Genomic DNA, 16,041 nt, shown 5'->3' on the forward strand with positions numbered 1-16,041 from the left:
GATGAGGTTCCGACAGGGGCGGTCACGAGTCCGGGCGGGCTTGCAGGGCGATGATGGCGATGTCGTCCCGGCGGTGGTGCAGAGGTGGCAGAAGGCCGCGGATCAGGGAAGGCAGCGGCGGGCTCCGGCGTGCCAGGGCGTCGGTGCGTGTCCGCAGCCGGCGGAGGTTGTCGCCGATGTCCGTGTTCGGTGTCTCCACCAGCCCGTCGGTGTAGAACATCAGGGTGTCACCCTCACGCAGGTCCGCGTGGAGGGTGGTGCGGGCGAGGTCGTCGATGACGCACAGCGGCGGGTCCGGGGCCGTGAGGCCGTGCAGATACCGCGACGGCGCGTCCGCCGGGATCAGCAGGGGCGGCGGGTGCCCGGCGTTGGACAGGGCGAAGTGCCAGCCGCCGTGCGTCCGCCGGCGCAGCACGGCGTGCACCGCCGTCACCATCGACGGACTGTCGAGCGCCTGCACGATGCGGTCGAGCCGCCTCAGGGTGACCGCCGGACTGCCGGCCGGCCCGCTGTCGTACGCGAGCCCCCTCAGGAGGCTGTTGACGCGTCCCATGGCCATGGCCGCGTCGAGGTCGTGCCCCGCGATGTCACCGATTGACAGGGCGAGGGCGTCGGCGGAGAGCCGGACGGCGTCGTACCAGTCCCCGCCGACCTCCGCCGCCGAGTCGGCCGGATGGTAGAGCGCGGCGATCGTGAGCCCTTCGACGGACGGCGGGGCCGCCAGGAACGACTGCTGCAGCGCGAGCGCCTTGCCACGGATGCTCTGCAACTCCATCGTCCGGCGCAGCGGCCCGCTCATCTGCTGGAAGACATCCCGCAGCAGCGAGAGGTCGGCCTCGTCCGGGGGCGGGTTGCCCCGACAGGTCGCGATGGTCGCCAGTGCGACGGTCCGGCCGTCCACCACCACGGGCAGCAGGGCCACGCCCGTCGCCCCGGCTTCCCGCAGCCACCGCACGGAGACGTCCGACAGCCCGTCCCCGGGGGGCCCGTCGGGCGGGAAGACCAGCAGCCGGGCCTCCTGGTTCTCGATGGCCCGCTGGGCCACCGGACCGAGCATGAAATCGACGTCCAGCGGGGGCAGGGAAGGCAGCCCGGGGGCAAGCCCCACGCGCTCCGGAGACATTGAGGCCGGTGCGTCGGCGGGCCGCACACCGGCCTCGACGCCGTCCACCACGCGGAAGATGGCCACCGCGTCGGCGAGTTCGGGCACCACGGCCGCCGCCGTCGTCAGAAAGGCCTCCGAAAGATCGTGGGCCGCGGGCACCGCCGCCATGCGGGCCAGCAACTTCTCCCGCATACGGGTTCGCCAGTTCTCCTCCGCGTCGGTGGCCGTTCCGACGAACTCGATCTCACCGTTCTCGTCGACAACGGGCGCGGCGATGATCTTGACGTGGCGGAAACGGTCGGCTGCCCCGTCGAGCCGCACCCTGACGATCGTGTCGAGAGGGGACTGCTGCTGCGTGGCCCTGCGCCACGCGCGCTGGAACCAGTCCCGGTCCTTGGGATGCACGGCGTCCATCCACGTGGTGTCGGCGTCGGGGGTCCACAGCTTCTCGGCGACCCCGCCCCCGGACAACACGGTGACGACACCGCCGGGCGACATCACCCACACCGACTGCGGCACGGCCCCCATGAGCGCCTGGTACCGCCTGAGGAGACGCTTCTCGTTCACGGCCGCCCCCTCCGCCGCCGGGCCGACAAGCACGAGGGCCGGGCCGGCGGCACAGCATCCCCTGCCGGCGGCCCTGATCGGCTCCGCCCGCCCTGTTCTCCGGACGGCGTCAGTGGATCATCACCACTCATGCTCCGATGATCTCTCGCATCCGGGACATCAGCACACCCGGGCGCTTCGCACGACCACGGGCCCCCAGCAGGGTTCACGGGAGTGCATGACCGGCGTCCGGCCCGTCCGGCGGGCGGACCGGCCGACGGCCACACCCCGCACCTGCCCGAGAGGAAGGTGGGCGACCGACCGCGAGTTCCCCATCCAGGTGACCCCCCGGCCCTCGCCCCGCTCCGTTCGGGTGCTCGGCCAGAGGCCAGAGGCCAGAGGTCAGAGGTCAGAACTCCCTGATGAAGCAGTCGGAGACGTAGCCCTCGACACCGGTGCGGTTGTTGTGCACGTACGTCCAGTGGTCCTTGACGCTGCCGTCCGGGCAGTGAACCGCTTCCGCGTTGCTCTGCCCGCCCATCCAGGTGTATCCGTCGCCGGGATTGCCGTGTCCCCGGACGGACGAGTCGGTGTGGTAGCTGGACCGGATCTTCACGCCGGTGGCGGTGAAGTCGCCCTGGGGCGGCGCGGCGGCGGCCGGGGATGCGAAGAGTGTCCCCAGGAGCGTCAGCACGGCGGCGGTCGTCACGGCTGTGCGCTTGGTGTTCACGAGGTGCCTTCCCGGTTGGGCTGTTGCGTGCGGTTGTGTTGCCCGTCAGAGGTGGTCCTCCAGATAGTCACCGTGGATCCGGACGTCGGCCCGGCCGCCGACGATGTCTCCCCGGAACCCTGCACCTTCACCTCCCAGGCGACTCCAAGGAGTGCCCGCTTGGCTACATGGTGTCATTGCTGGAAGGGGAGGGGGTGCCGTGCCGGTGGCGCACAGGCATGCGCCGGGGGCGTGCGGAAGCCGAAAGGGCTTGCCGCAGGCCCACGACTGCGCCGCTCGCATCGCGATGCGCCCGTCTCTGTCGAAGTCGCTGCCCGGGCGCGCGTACTGCTGAGCAAACGGGCGGCGGGGGGGTGAACCTCGGCAGGCTTCCGCAGGGCCGCGGTCCATCGGGGACTCCGAGCCCGAATCCAGTGGCAGGCGCGCCGAGGCCGACCCTGCCGACCCTGCGAAAGCCGCCCCGTCTGCTCGCCCGGCCGGAGTCCCGGGGCGCGCTGTCACGCCGCCGCCCGGGAACATCGGTACGGCGCTCCCCGCGCCTGGTGGTGACAGCCGGACCAGGCGCTGCGGGAGAAGCCCGTCGGCTACGGGCGGGGCCGGGTGGCGGTGTCGAGGTAGAACGCGTCGATGCTCTGGACGGCCTGCTCGAAGGCATCCAGGTTGACGGGCTTGGTCACGTAGGCGTTCGCGTGGCTGGTGTACGCGCCGGTGACGTCGTCCGGGGCGGTCGATGTGGTGAGTACGACCACGGGGATGGACTGCAGGTCGGTATCGCTCTTCAGTACCTTCAGCAGGTCGTGGCCGTTCATGCGGGGCATGTTCAGGTCGAGGACGATGAGGTCGGGCCGGGCCGAGTCGGGAGAGCGAAGGTGTTCCAGAGCGGCGACGCCGTCGGTGACCTGGACCAGGTTGCGGGTCCCGCGCTCGGAGAGGGCTTCTTCGATGAGCATGGCGTCGGCGATGTCGTCCTCGACGAGCAGGACGTCGAAGGGGCGGGCGGGCGTGGTCATCGTCGGTTGCTCCGTGGGTTTTTCGTTCGAGTGGTGGAAGAGCCCCGGCCAGCGGCGCCGGGCCCCCTGCCGGGTCATGTCACAGGCGGCGCCGATCTGCGGGTAACCGGCGCCCGCGCGTGCGGCGTCGGTGGCCGCCTGCCGCTGAAGCCTCTCGGTGGCCTGCTGCAGCTGGTCCAGGACGTGGAGCAGGGTCAGCGGGTACGCCGGGTCGCCGGTCACGGACGATGCCGGTGGCGCCTCCCGCAGTTGGTGGGCCAGGCGCTGCGCGAGATCGCTGATCCTCGCGTCCGCGATGGCGGCTGTCTCCTGAGGGGTGGTCCGCAATGCGAAGTTCTTGCCTGGCATACCGGCACTGTAGGCCCCCGAACGGCCCAACGACAACATGCGTTGTCGGATGGGCTTAGAGTGTGCTGGCCGCATTCCACGAGGGCGGCTTCCCCAGCGAGGAGCGCTCAGGATGACCGGCGATGTGCAGCAACCACGCAGTCGAAGACTGTCCTCATGGACGACCCGTCGCTGGCTCCGGGTAGGGGTCGCCGCGTCCTTGGTCGTGCTCACCCTTCTCGGGGTGGCGGGGACATGGGTTCTGGGGCGGACGCAGTCGATCAGCAACGACCTCACGGACGTGCGCTCTCCCTCGCTGTCCACGGCGTTCCGCCTGGAAACGGCCATGGTCAACCAGGAGACCGGCATCCGCGGGTACGGCCTGACCGGCATACCGGAATTCCTGGCCCCCTACCGGCAGGGGATCGTGGACCAGAAGGCGCATATCCGGTCGATCGAGGAACTGCTCCAAGGCGATCCCGCCCGGACGAACGACCTCGCAGCGGTCCAGGACGCCGTGGACAGGTGGCAGGAGGACATCGCCGAGCCCGTGGCCGCCGCACCGCCCGGCTCACCCTCCCCGCTGGCCGCGGAGCGGGTGGCCAACGGCAAGGCCGCCTTCGATGAAGTCCGTGTCGCCCTGGAGAACCAGCAGGAGAAGCTGCGCGCGGACCGCGTTCAGGCCCGAGCGGACCTGCAGTCCATGATGAGCTTGCGGAACTGGGTGTTCGGCGCCATCGCACTGGTCATGATCGCGCTCGCCGCTCTCGTCTTCGAAGGGTTGCGCCGTGGCATCAACAGACCGCTGGAGAGCCTCGGAGCCGACGCCCGCATCATCGCCGCAGGCGACTTCGACCACCCCATCACCCCGACCGGCCCGGCCGACCTGCGGCGTCTGAGCGGTGAGATCGATTTCATGCGCCGACGCCTCGTACGGGAACTGGCCTTCACGGAGGAGGCACGGCTGCGTCTGGACGCGCAGTCCGCGGACCTCCAGCGCTCCAACGCCGAACTGGAACAGTTCGCGTACGTCGCCTCCCACGACCTCCAGGAACCGCTGCGCAAGGTATCCAGCTTCACCCAGCTGCTGCAGCGGCGCTACGGAGGGCAGCTCGACGAACGGGCCGACCAGTACATCGACTTCGCCGTCGACGGGGCGAACCGTATGCAGATCCTCATCAGCGATCTGCTCAACTTCTCCCGCGTGGGCAGGGTGCACAACGCCCAGCAGAGCGTCGACCTGGACACGGTGCTGGACGAGGCCCTGGCGGCGCTGAGCGTGTCCGTCGAGGAGACCGGTGCGACGATCACTCACGATCGCCTGCCCAGCCTGGTCGCCGACCCGAGCCAGATGGTCATGCTCTGGCAGAATCTGATCGGCAACGCCATCAAGTTCCACCGCCCGGGGGAGAGCCCGAGGATTCACGTCACGGCGGTCCAGGAGGCCGGACTGTGGCATTTCACGGTCACCGACAACGGCATCGGTATCCCTCCCGAGTACGCCGAGAAGATCTTCGTCATCTTCCAGCGGCTGCACACGAAGGACACCTACAGCGGCAGCGGCATCGGCCTGGCGATGTGCAAGAAGATCGTCGAATTCCACGGCGGCACCATCACCATCGACCCGGACTACCGGAACGGGACCCGGATGATGTTCACCCTGGCCCCCGAGCCGCCGCAGAGTCCCGCCCTGTCCGCCCTGCCGGAGGCCACTCGCGCGAACGCGGAGCCGGCGCTGTGACCGAGGCCGCGGAGCACACTCCTCATGTGCCACCGGGCCCGACCCAGTACCGCATTCTCCTCGTCGAGGACGACTTGGGCGATGCTCTGCTCGTCGAGGAACTCCTCCACGACACCGGGCTGCGCTTCGAGCTGACGACTCGCACCACGCTGGCCGACGCCCGCACCGAACTGGTCACCGGCCGGGCCGACTGCGTTCTCCTCGACCTGCACCTGCCGGACGTGTCGGGCATCGCCGCGCTCACCGCCGTTCGAACGCTGGCCCCGCACACGGCTGTGATCGTCCTGACCGGTCTCTCCGAAGCCCAGGCAGGCACCGAGGCCATGGCTGCCGGTGCTCAGGACTACCTCGTCAAGGGCAAGGTCGAAGCGGACCTTCTCCACCGCACCGTTCGCTACGCCGTCTACCGCAGCCGGACCGAACGCGCCAACGCCGAGGCCCAGGCGGCCCGGCAGCGCGCGGAGGAGAACGCCCGGCTGGAACGCGGCCTGCTCCCGCAGCCCATCCTCGACACCTCCTCGGTCCAGGTGACCTCCCGCTACCTGCCCGGCGCCGCCATGGCGCTGCTGGGCGGGGACTTCCTGGACGTGGTGGAGGGCGACGACGGCCGGCTCCACGCGGTCGTGGGCGATGTCAGCGGCCACGGACCCGACGCTGCCGCGCTCGGTGTCTTCCTGCGGATCGCGTGGCGCTCCCTCGTGCTCGGCGGACACCGCGGCGAGGAACTGCTCCACCTGATGGAGCGCATCCTGATCGCCGAGCGGGCCAGTCACTCCCTGTTCGCCACGTGCACCCTCCTCGTACTGGACCAGCGAGCCGGCACCGTCACCCTCCACCTGGCAGGCCACCACGAGCCCCTGCTGACCACAGTGGAGGGGACGCGTGAAGTGACCGCAGCTCACGGCATCGCGCTCGGGATCGTCCCTGGGCTCCGCTCCTGGCCCTCCACCACCGTCCCGCTCCCGCCCGACGGAGCCCTCACCCTCTATACGGACGGCCTGACCGAAGGCCACAGCGGCGCAGACCACGAGCGACTCGGCGTGGAAGGTCTCCTCACGCTGATCGGGAGCCTGCCACCGGCGGACCCGGGTGCCCATGTGGACCGGCTCATCCAGGAAACCCACCGGCTGAACGCCGGCCGGCACAGTGACGATCTGGCAGTGCTCCGCCTCGACTGGGGCAACCTGTCCTCCCCGTCCTGAGGGTCGGGAGCGCAGGGCGTAGCGGCGCGGTACGTCGAGACCGGCGGTGGTGACCCCACCGCCCGTCCAGGCCTGTGCCTGCGCCCCGGACTGCTGTCCCGGGGCGCAGGCAAGGCACAGGGCAGTGGTCAGCTGGTGCGGTTGTAGATCGCTGTGCCGGGGCAGGCGGTGACACCCGAACGGGTCGCGCACCCGGTGTACTGGCCGGAGCCGTTCCACCAGGCCCAGCCGCCGATGGTGCGGCCGTTCAGCCAGGTGTACTGGCCGTTGTAGTTGGCGTCGTACGTGCGCAGGCTCCAGTGCACGTGGGCTCCGGTCGCGGCTCCGCCGGCGCAGGTGTCGATGCCGATGGTGCCGAGCAGGGCGCTGCGGGCGATCGATGTTCCGTTGTAGTAAGTGGTGTTCCACATGTGGTAGTAGTCCGTCGAGAAACCGCCGGGGTGGATCACTCGGGTCCAGCCGCCGCCGGCACCGCACATCGAGGTCGCCGTTCCCTCCCGGGACGAGCGGACCCGACCGCTGGCGTTGCCTCCCGCGAAGTCGAGGCTGCTCCAGTAGCCCGTCGAGCCGGTGTGGGAGTGCGCTCCGCCGGTGAGCGTCATGTAGTAGTCGGGCATCCAGGGCAGCAGCAATCCGCCGGTGTTGGCAGCCGTGGTCCCCACCGACGGCGTCTCCTGCTGCGGGGTCGCCCTGCGCTGGGCGTACGCCGTCATGGTCCGCCGCTCCGCCTCGCCGACCAGCGGAGACGTGGCCACGTGATCGGCGAATTCGCGGTCGCCCTCAAGGCCCGGGATCCATTGCCCGTCCTTGCGGTGAGCGATGTAGAGCCAGCCCTCCGGCTCCCCGTGGTGGGTGCGGGGCGCTTCGATGTACGCGACGCCACGGGCCCAGTCGGCCGAGACGGTACGGACATCGACGACCACCTCCCGGTTCTCGTCGGCGAGTTTGCTGAAGGCGGCTTTCGGGGTGAGCCCCTTGGCGTCGTCGGACCGGGAGAGGACGTCCGTGGAGACGGCGTCTATCAGTGCCTGCCGCCCGGTGCCGAGGCGGTTGGCCACCGCAGACGGCATTTTCACGGTGACATCGAGGGAAGGCGCCTGGGCGGGGGCCGCGGGGGCCGCCGGGGCCTCTGCGGACCTTGCGGCCGAGTCGCGGAAAGCCGCTGTCGCCGAGGGTGCGGTGGCGAGGAGGCCGAGGGCGGCGACGGCGGCGACGGCGGTTCTCGCGGACAGCTTGGAGAGCATGGTGGTGTCCCTTCTGGAGGAGGGGCCTGACAGGCAGACAGGAGCGAGAGCTGTATGGAGCGCGCGGCCACGTCAGGACATCAGGGCAACCAGGGCCTGTCATGTCTGCGCCAAATCTATGCGCGTAGCTTACGGACCATCGAGTCACCGGAACAGGGTGCGTCCGGAAGGGCCCGCAACGCGAAGGCGGCCAAGGTGTCGCAGTCGACCGTCGGCCGTCGAGGCCGGCACCACGCCCTGGCGTCGGTGTCGCGTCGCTGTGGCGTTCAGCGGGATCGGGCTCCAGGTCCGACGGCGACGGGTGGTTCTGCGGCCGGAAGGTCCGCTCGCTGTCAGCACGGGTTGGTACGGGGTGAGCCCCGAGTCGGTGGAGGTGACTCGGGGCTCGGTACTGCGCGGGCCGGGCTGGTCGTACTGGCGGTACTGGCTGTGGGGGTGGTCAGGCCTTGGGCATGAGGACGGTGTCGACGATGTGGACGGTGGCGTTGGCGGTGGGGACGTTGCCGCAGACGACCTTGGAGGTGTCGTTGACGGTGTAGTTCTCGCCGGAGCCCTTGGTGGTGAGGGTGGACTTCTGGAGGGTGTCGTAGGTTCCGTTCTCCAGCTGTCCGGGGGAGAGCTTCTCGCCGACGACGTGGTAGGTGAGGACGCTGGTGAGCATGTCCTTGTCGGCCAGGACCTTGTCGAGGTCGGCCTTGGGGATCTTGGCGAACGCTTCGTTGGTGGGTGCGAAGACGGTGATGTTCTGGGCGTTGTTGAGGGTGTCGACGAGGCCGGCCTTCTTGACGGCGGTGACGAGGGTGGAGAGGGCCGGGTTGTTGGAGGCGGCGGTGGCGACCGGGTCCTGGGCCATGCCGTCGAAGGAGCCCGCGCCGTCCTGGGGGACGGAGGCGCAGGCCGGGCCGAACGGGCCGTCCGCGGCGGCGGCTCCGTCGGTCGCGGGGCTCGACTTGTCGTCGGCGGGGGCGGAGCTGTTCGCCTTGTCGGTGGCCGTGTCGGAGGAGCTGTCGTCCCCGCCGCAGGCGGTGAGCGTGAGGGGCAGGACGGCGGCGGCGGTGACGGCGATGGCGGCGCGGCGGAAGCGGAAGGCGTTCACGGAGAATCTCCTGTGTGGTCGGTCGGTTGCGCTGGGTGTCGGTCGGGGGTGTGGGTGTGGCGTCGCTCGGGTATGGCGAGCGCTGATGTCAGGTCGGGTGTCGGGTCGGGCGTCAGGCGTCGGGCGGTCTCGTCAGGCGTCGGGGCGCGGCGGCGACGGCCAGCGCGATCGACCGTGCGGTGCGCGGACAGGGAATCTCGCGCTGTGCCGGTGCCGCCTCGGTCGTCATGTCTGCTGTTCGGGGCTGCCGGGCCATCGGATTGGTCCGAGGGTGAGGAAGTTTGAGCCCGGGGCAGTCCTGGGCCGTCCGGGTGTCATGCGCGAGGCCGGCCAATCCGGCGCGTCGGCGGTGGCGAATGCCCCATGTGGGCGGCTGTTCGGAGGAAGCGCCGCACACGCCGAGGCTTCCGTCGGGGATGGATGCCTCACCCGTTCCCCGCGGCGGAAGGCCCGTGGGGGACTGCTGTCGCGGGGCGTCACTCTCCTGGGCGCCCCGCGACGGTCCTCTCCGTGAGCAGAGGGCCGTCCGGTGCGGGGGATCGACCGCAGAGCGGGCACGGGATCGCGTACGCCGCTGCCGCCTGGCGGCCGCCAGGCGTGGCGCCCCCGGTGCTGACCATGTTGCTCCGCGTCGTGCCGCGGCGGACCCGGGGCCGTATCCCGCTTCGTCCCGTTGTGACCGCACCTCGATGTGGGGATCTTCGGTGTCCTCCCGTCAGGGTCTTGGCGTCGCGGCCTCGCGTCCCTACCTTGAGAGCAGAATATGAGCCCGGCTCACCTTTAAGGAGCACGCGATGGCCATCGTTCAACCCTTGCGGCGCAGACTCGGTTCCGTCACGGTCGTGTCGCTGCTGCTCGCCGTGCTGGCCCTGGTGCTCGGGCCGGTGCCCAGCTCCGCGGCACAGTCCAACTGGTGGGAGCCGACGACGCGGCCCGCCCCCGACTCGCAGATCGGTGTCACGGGCGAGCCCTTCAAGGGCACCGACGCACAGGGCCGCGTCCGGGGCTTCGTCGACGCCCACGACCACATCATGTCCAACGAGGGCTTCGGCGGCCGGCTGATCTGCGGCAAGCCGTACTCGGAGCGGGGCGTGGCCGACGCGCTCAAGGACTGCCCCGAGCACTACCCCGACGGCTCCCTCGCCGTCTTCGACATGATCACCAAGGGCGGCGACGGCAGGCACGACCCCGTCGGATGGCCCACGTTCAAGGACTGGCCCGCCCACGACTCGCTGACCCACCAGCAGAACTACTACGCCTGGATCGAGCGGGCCTGGCGCGGCGGCCAGCGCGTGTTGGTCAACGACCTGGTCACCAACGGCGTGATCTGCTCGGTGTACTTCTTCAAGGACCGCGGCTGCGACGAGATGGACGCCATCCGTCTCGAGGCGAAGAAGACGTACGCGATGCAGGACTACATCGACACGCTGTACGGCGGCCCGGGCAAGGGATTCTTCCGCATCGTCACCAGCAGCGCGCAGGCCCGACAGGTCGTCGAGCAGGGCAAGTTGGCCGTCGTCCTGGGAGTGGAGACCTCCGAGCCGTTCGGCTGCAAGCAGATCCTGGACGTCGCGCAGTGCAGCAGGGCGGACATCGACAAGGGCCTGGACGAGCTGAAGGAACTGGGCGTCAGCAGCATGTTCCTGTGCCACAAGTTCGACAACGCCCTGTGCGGCGTGCGCTACGACTCCGGTGCGCTCGGCACGGCCATCAACGTGGGCCAGTTCCTGTCGACGGGCACGTTCTGGAAGACGGAGACCTGTCGCGGACCGCAGCACGACAACCCCATCGGCAACGCGGCCGCGCCGCAGGCGGAGAAGCAGCTCCCGCAGGGCGTGGACGTCCCCTCGTACGACGCGGACGCGCAGTGCAACACCCGCGGGCTGACCGACCTGGGCGCGTACGCGGTGCGCGGCATGATGAAGCGCGGCATGATGCTGGAGCTCGACCACATGAGCGTCAGGGCCGCAGGCCAGGCCTTCGACATCCTGGAGTCCGAGGCGTACCCGGGTGTCATCTCCTCGCACAGCTGGATGGACCTGGGCTGGACCGAACGCCTCTACAGGCTCGGCGGGTTCGCCGCGCAGTACATGGGTGCCTCCGAGGGGTTCATCGAGGAGGCCGAGCGCACGCGGGCGCTGCGCGAGAAGTACAAGGTTGGCTACGGCTACGGCACCGACATGAACGGCGTCGGCGGCTGGCCGGCCCCGCGCGGCGCGGACGCCCCGAACCCGGTGACGTACCCCTTCCGCGGCACGGACGGCGGCTCGGTCGTCGACAAGCTGACCACCGGATCGCGCACGTGGGACTTCAACACCGCCGGTGGCGCGCACTACGGCATGGTCCCGGACTGGATCGAGGACATCCGGAGGGTCGGCGGCCGGAAGGTCGTCGACGAGCTGTTCACGGGTGCCGAGTCCTACCTGCGCACCTGGGCCGGTTCCGAGGCGTACAGGCCCGGGGCGAACCTCGCCAAGGGGGCATCCGCCACGGCGTCCTCCTCGGAGTGGTGGAACCCCTTCGAGAGCTTCAAGCCCGACAGGGCGGTGGACGGCGACACGGGCACCCGCTGGGCCAGCGAGTGGAAGGACGACCAGTGGCTGCGGATCGACCTCGGATCGGCGAAGCCGGTCGGGCGCGTCACCGTCGACTGGGAGGGGGCGTACGCGAAGTCGTACCGCGTCGAACTGTCGGACGACGGTTCCGACTGGAAGACGGTGTGGTCCACCGACGTCGGTGACGGCGGTCTGGACACGGCCCGCTTCGCCACGGCCCAGGCACGCTACGTACGCGTGAAGGGGCTGACGCGCGGCACCCAGTGGGGCTACTCGCTGCGCGAGGTCGCCGTCCACGCCGCCGGCTGAGGCGGTACAGCACAGGCCGGCCGGATCAGCGCGCCTGCGTAATCCGGCCGGTCGCGGCGACCTCTGCCTGATCCGCCCGGTCGCGGCGGCTCCTGCATAATCCGCCCGGCGCCGGCGCGCCGTCGACGACCGGCCGGACCCCCTCACCTTCGAGGATGCGCGTGATCACCTACGACTCCGCCGCCCGCCTCTGGCTGCTGTGCACGCCCGGCACCGCCTACGCCTTCCGCCTCGACGCCGACGACGTCCCCCGGCACGTGCACTGGGGCCGTCCGCTGAGCCTGGAGCAGGCCGTCGCCGTCGCGGCCGACCTGCCCGCCGAGGATCCCGGCGGCGACGACCCGGGGGGCGAGGAGTTCGCGGTCGAGGGCGGCCTGCGCTTCGGGGCGCCGTCGCTGACCGTCCGGTTCGCCGACGGGGTCCGCGGCTTCGCGTGGCGGTTCGTCTCGCACGCGGTCGAGGACGGCCGGCTCACGCTCTCCTTCACCGACCGCGTCCGCTGCCTCTCCCTCGACCTGAACTACCGGATCCGGGACGGCCACGACCAGATCGAGCGGTGGGCCGTCCTCACCGCGGGCGAGCAGGTGGACGTCCTGCGCCTCGACTCCGCCGCCTGGACGCTGCCCGCCCGCGACGACTACCGGGTCAGCCACGTGGTGGGGGAGTGGGGCCGGGAGTTCCAGCTCCGGCGCGACCATGTGCCGGTCGGGGAGAGCGTGTTCACCAGCCGCCTGGGCATCACGGGCCAGCACGCGGGGCCCTGGCTGATGCTCGACGCGGGGGACGCCGCCGAGGAACACGGCGAGGTGTGGAGCGCGGCTCTCGCCTGGAGCGGCAGCCGCCGCATCACCGTGCGCCGCGATCCGTACGGCCGTGCCTCCTGGACCGGCGGGTTCGGCCACGAGGGTCTGGTCTGGAAGCTGGCCGCCGGCGAGCACCTGGAGACCCCTGTCTTCACCGGCCTCTACGCCCCCGACGGCTTCGGCGGCACCAGCCGCCGCTGGCACGCCTTCGTCGAAGGGGAGGTGCTGCCGGCCCGTCCGGCCGAACGCCCGCTGATCTTCAACTCGTGGGAGGCGACCGGGTTCGACATCGGTGAGAAGCAGCAGAGACAACTGGCCGGCCTGGCCGCGGGCCTCGGCGTCGAGGTGTTCGTCGTGGACGACGCCTGGTTCGGCGCGCGTACCGGCGATGCGGCCGGGCTGGGCGACTGGTGGCCCAACCCCGACCGGTTCCCCCAGGGCCTCGGCCCGCTCGCCGACCGTGTACGCGCCCTGGGCATGGGCTTCGGACTGTGGGTCGAGCCCGAGGCGGTCAACCCCGACAGCGACCTCTTCCGCAACCACCCCGACCGGATCCTGAGTCAGGACGGCCGCACCCGCACGCAGCGCCGCAACCAGCACGTGCTGAACTTCGCCCGGCGCGACGTCCGTGAGTGGGCGGTCGAATGGCTGGTCAGGACCGTCACCGAGCTGGACGTGGTCTTCCTGAAATGGGACATGAACCGGCCCTTCAGCGAGGCGGGGCAGCCCGGCGCCACCGACCCCGACCGTGTGTGGATCGAGCACCGAGGACGGCCTGCTCATCGTGATCGGCGTCAACAGCGTGGCCACGATCTCCACGGTCGTCCTCAGCGGCTGGCTCTCCGACCGGCTCGGCAGACGACGCATGCTGGTCTTCCTCGGCGGCCTGACGATGGCCGTCGCCGCTGTTCCGCTCGCCCTGTCGCCCACGTGGACCATGACGCTCATCGCGGCCGTCATCCTGGGCCTCGGCTACGGCGTCTACCTGGCCGTCGACACCGCCCTGGTCACCGAGGTGCTCCCGGCGTCGGCGGACCGCGGCAAGGACATGGCCCTCGCCAACCTGATGACGTCCCTGCCGTACGTGCTCGTCCCCCCGATCGCCTCGCTCGTGCTCGAAGGCCCGGGCGGCTACAGCTCGCTGTTCCTGTGCTCGGCGGCCATGTCGGCGCTCGGCGCGGTGCTGGTCTGGCGAGTCAAGTCCATCCGCTGAAGGCCCTGCTGGCGGTAAGTCACTATCTAGAGCCGGTCGCTCAAGTAGCAGTTGAGGACGCGCTTGCACTCGGCGATCAGCTGGGGGTCGCCCTGCGGGTCGCTGCGGAAGGCCAGTTGCAGCACGCCGTCCGCGCACTCCAGGGCCACCCGCAGGGCGAGTTCCAGTTCGGCGTCGTCCTCGACGCCGGTCAGGGAGGCGGTCAGCGCGCGCAACTGTCCGGCGACCGCGGTGTTGTTGTCCCGGCCCGGCTCCAGGGTGTGGTCCTGGCCCACCGCGCCGAAGTCGACCACGCCGAACCCGGTGATCGTGCGCCGCATGGCCACGAACTCGTCGACGGTCACCTCCACCATCCCCGCGACCCCGTCGGGCGCCTCGCGCTCGAGGCGCTCGGTGACCCGCCCCAGGAAGGACTCCAGGTTGCGGGCGGCCAGCGCGCCGACCAGCCCCTCCCGGTCGGAGAAGAACTGGTAGAGCGTACCGATCGGCACTCCGGCCCGGCGCGCCACCTCCTTGGTGGTCAGCGCGGAGTAGCCGACCTCGTCGAGGAGTTCGGCGCAGGCGTCAAGGAGCCGTTCGAAGCGTTCGAGGCTGCGCTTCTGGACCGGCAGCCGACGCGGCGTCCCTGTAGTGCGGTCTTGGTTCACGCTTCCATCATCCCATCGAACCGATTAACATGAGCACGACTCATGTTTGAGGGGGTTGTGCGTGACACTGAACCATCTGCCCGCGGACTTCGTCTGGGGCGCTTCGACGGCGTCGTACCAGATCGAGGGCGCCACCCAGGAGGACGGTCGCGGACCATCGGTCTGGGACACCTTCACCGCCCGCCCGGGCGTGATCCGCGACGGCCACACCGGCGAGGTGGCCTGCGATCACTACCACCGGTACGAGCAGGACCTCGACCTGATGGCCGAGGCGGGCCTCACCGGCTACCGCTTCTCCATCGCCTGGCCGCGGATCCAGCCCACCGGCAGGGGCGAGGCCAACATCAAGGGCCTGGACTTCTACGACCGTCTGGTCGACGGCCTGCTGTCCCGCGGCGTCGAACCCGTCCCGACCCTCTTCCACTGGGACCTCCCGCAAGCCCTGGAGGACGAGGGAGGCTGGCTGAACCGCGACACGGCGTACCGCTTCGCCGAGTACGCCGCGATCGCGGCCGACCGGCTCGGCGACCGCGTCCGTACCTGGATCACGCTCAACGAACCGTTCATCCATATGGTCTGGGGCTACGGCCTGGGCACCCACGCGCCCGGCCGCACCCTGTTCCTGGACTGCCTGCCGGTCGCCCACCACCAACTGCTCGGCCACGGCCTGGCACTGCGGGAGCTGCGCGGCCGCGGGCTGCGGGCGATGATCTCCAACAACTGCACCCCGGTCCGGCCCGCCTCTGACGCCCCGGCCGACCACGCCGCCGCGCAGGCCTACGACAACCTGCACAACCGCCTCTTCAACGACCCGATCCTCACGGGCACGTACCCCGACCTGACGGCCTTCGGCGCGAACACCTCCCTCGACGCCTGGATCCAGGACGGCGACCTGGACCTCATATCGGCCCCCCTGGACGCCCTGGGCGTCAACTACTACAACCCCACGCGCATCCAGGCTCCGGCGACTCCTGACGGCCTCCCTTTCGAGGAGGCCCCCATCGAGGGCTACCGCCGCACAGCCTTCGACTGGCCGGTGGTCCCCGACGGCCTACGAGAGCTCCTCGTCACCCTCAAGGACCGCTACCCGACCACCCTCCCGCCCCTCTACATCACAGAGAACGGCTGCTCAACCGAAGACGTCCTCACCCCTGACGGAAAGATCCTCGACCCGGACCGCATCGACTACCTGGAAACCCACCTCCAGGCCGTCGACACCGCGGTAGCCCAGGGTGTGGACGTACGCGGCTACTTCACCTGGACCCTCCTCGACAACTTCGAATGGGCCGAGGGCTACCACCAGCGCTTCGGCCTGGTCCACGTGGACCACGAGACGCAGGTCCGCACCCCGAAGGCGTCCTTCGCCTGGTATCGCGACCTCATCCGCGCCCAACGGGGTTAGAGGGGCTTCCACGGGCGGGGGCTCCGGGCAGCGCCAGAAGCGTCAGCCGACACTGGGCGAGGGCGAGGGCGAGGGCGAGGGCGGGAGGGCGCGACCTCCCGCGTGCCTGAT

At 70.4% G+C, this 16,041-nt stretch carries 11 protein-coding genes and 1 pseudogene; 6 read left to right on the plus strand and 6 right to left on the minus strand.

Features of this window, described 5'->3' with window-relative positions; genetic code table 11:
* Positions 1 to 22 precede the first annotated feature (22 nt).
* From OG245_RS34255 to OG245_RS34265, 3 genes are all read right to left on the minus strand, one after another.
* Positions 23 to 1,672, minus strand: coding sequence for a SpoIIE family protein phosphatase (locus tag OG245_RS34255; RefSeq protein ID WP_371627222.1), 1,650 nt, complete (start codon positions 1,670 to 1,672; stop codon positions 23 to 25).
* A gap of 388 nt (positions 1,673 to 2,060) precedes the next feature.
* Positions 2,061 to 2,381 (minus strand): hypothetical protein, encoded by a 321-nt coding sequence (locus tag OG245_RS34260; RefSeq protein ID WP_371627223.1) that lies wholly within the window; start codon positions 2,379 to 2,381, stop codon positions 2,061 to 2,063.
* A gap of 584 nt (positions 2,382 to 2,965) precedes the next feature.
* A complete protein-coding gene (locus OG245_RS34265) occupies positions 2,966 to 3,739 on the minus strand; it encodes a response regulator (protein WP_371627224.1) in 774 nt (257 codons plus the stop codon).
* A 112-nt stretch (positions 3,740 to 3,851) separates the two neighbouring features.
* On the opposite strand from OG245_RS34265, the gene OG245_RS34270 reads away from it, so the two are divergent.
* Positions 3,852 to 5,459, plus strand: coding sequence for an ATP-binding protein (locus OG245_RS34270; RefSeq protein ID WP_371627225.1), 1,608 nt, complete (start codon positions 3,852 to 3,854; stop codon positions 5,457 to 5,459).
* Positions 5,456 to 6,661 (plus strand): PP2C family protein-serine/threonine phosphatase, encoded by a 1,206-nt coding sequence (locus tag OG245_RS34275; protein ID WP_371627226.1) that lies wholly within the window; start codon positions 5,456 to 5,458, stop codon positions 6,659 to 6,661. The genes OG245_RS34270 and OG245_RS34275 overlap by 4 nt, the downstream gene beginning before the upstream one ends.
* Before the next feature lie 128 nt (positions 6,662 to 6,789).
* Here the strand turns inward: OG245_RS34275 and OG245_RS34280 are convergent, their stop codons facing one another.
* Both OG245_RS34280 and OG245_RS34285 read right to left on the minus strand, forming a co-directional pair.
* Positions 6,790 to 7,905 carry a M23 family metallopeptidase gene (locus OG245_RS34280; RefSeq protein ID WP_371627227.1) on the minus strand — a complete coding sequence of 372 codons (1,116 nt, stop codon included), beginning with the start codon at positions 7,903 to 7,905 and terminating at the stop codon, positions 6,790 to 6,792.
* A 439-nt stretch (positions 7,906 to 8,344) separates the two neighbouring features.
* A complete protein-coding gene (locus OG245_RS34285) occupies positions 8,345 to 9,001 on the minus strand; it encodes a fasciclin domain-containing protein (RefSeq protein WP_371627228.1) in 657 nt (218 codons plus the stop codon).
* A 794-nt stretch (positions 9,002 to 9,795) separates the two neighbouring features.
* Between OG245_RS34285 and OG245_RS34290 the strand changes: the two genes are divergently transcribed.
* The 3 genes and pseudogenes from OG245_RS34290 (at position 9,796) to OG245_RS34300 (ending at position 13,881) form a co-directional block, all read left to right on the plus strand.
* Positions 9,796 to 11,865 (plus strand): discoidin domain-containing protein, encoded by a 2,070-nt coding sequence (locus OG245_RS34290; RefSeq protein WP_371627229.1) that lies wholly within the window; start codon positions 9,796 to 9,798, stop codon positions 11,863 to 11,865.
* 155 nt (positions 11,866 to 12,020) lie between these two features.
* Positions 12,021 to 13,358: pseudogene (locus OG245_RS34295) on the plus strand (alpha-galactosidase); the annotation flags it as partial.
* A gap of 94 nt (positions 13,359 to 13,452) precedes the next feature.
* Positions 13,453 to 13,881: an MFS transporter gene (locus OG245_RS34300; protein WP_371627230.1), complete on the plus strand. Its 429-nt coding sequence runs from the start codon at positions 13,453 to 13,455 to the stop codon at positions 13,879 to 13,881.
* A 26-nt stretch (positions 13,882 to 13,907) separates the two neighbouring features.
* Here OG245_RS34300 and OG245_RS34305 read toward each other — a convergent pair whose 3' ends face one another.
* Entirely contained in the window at positions 13,908 to 14,528 is a 621-nt protein-coding gene (locus OG245_RS34305; protein WP_371627231.1) for a TetR family transcriptional regulator, read from the minus strand.
* Between the two features lie 61 nt (positions 14,529 to 14,589).
* Between OG245_RS34305 and OG245_RS34310 the strand changes: the two genes are divergently transcribed.
* Positions 14,590 to 15,930, plus strand: a complete 1,341-nt coding sequence (locus OG245_RS34310; RefSeq protein ID WP_371627232.1) for a GH1 family beta-glucosidase — start codon at positions 14,590 to 14,592, stop codon at positions 15,928 to 15,930.
* Positions 15,931 to 16,041 lie beyond the last annotated feature (111 nt).

Source organism: Streptomyces sp. NBC_01116 (assembly GCF_041435495.1).
Taxonomy (GTDB): Bacteria; Actinomycetota; Actinomycetes; order Streptomycetales; family Streptomycetaceae; genus Streptomyces.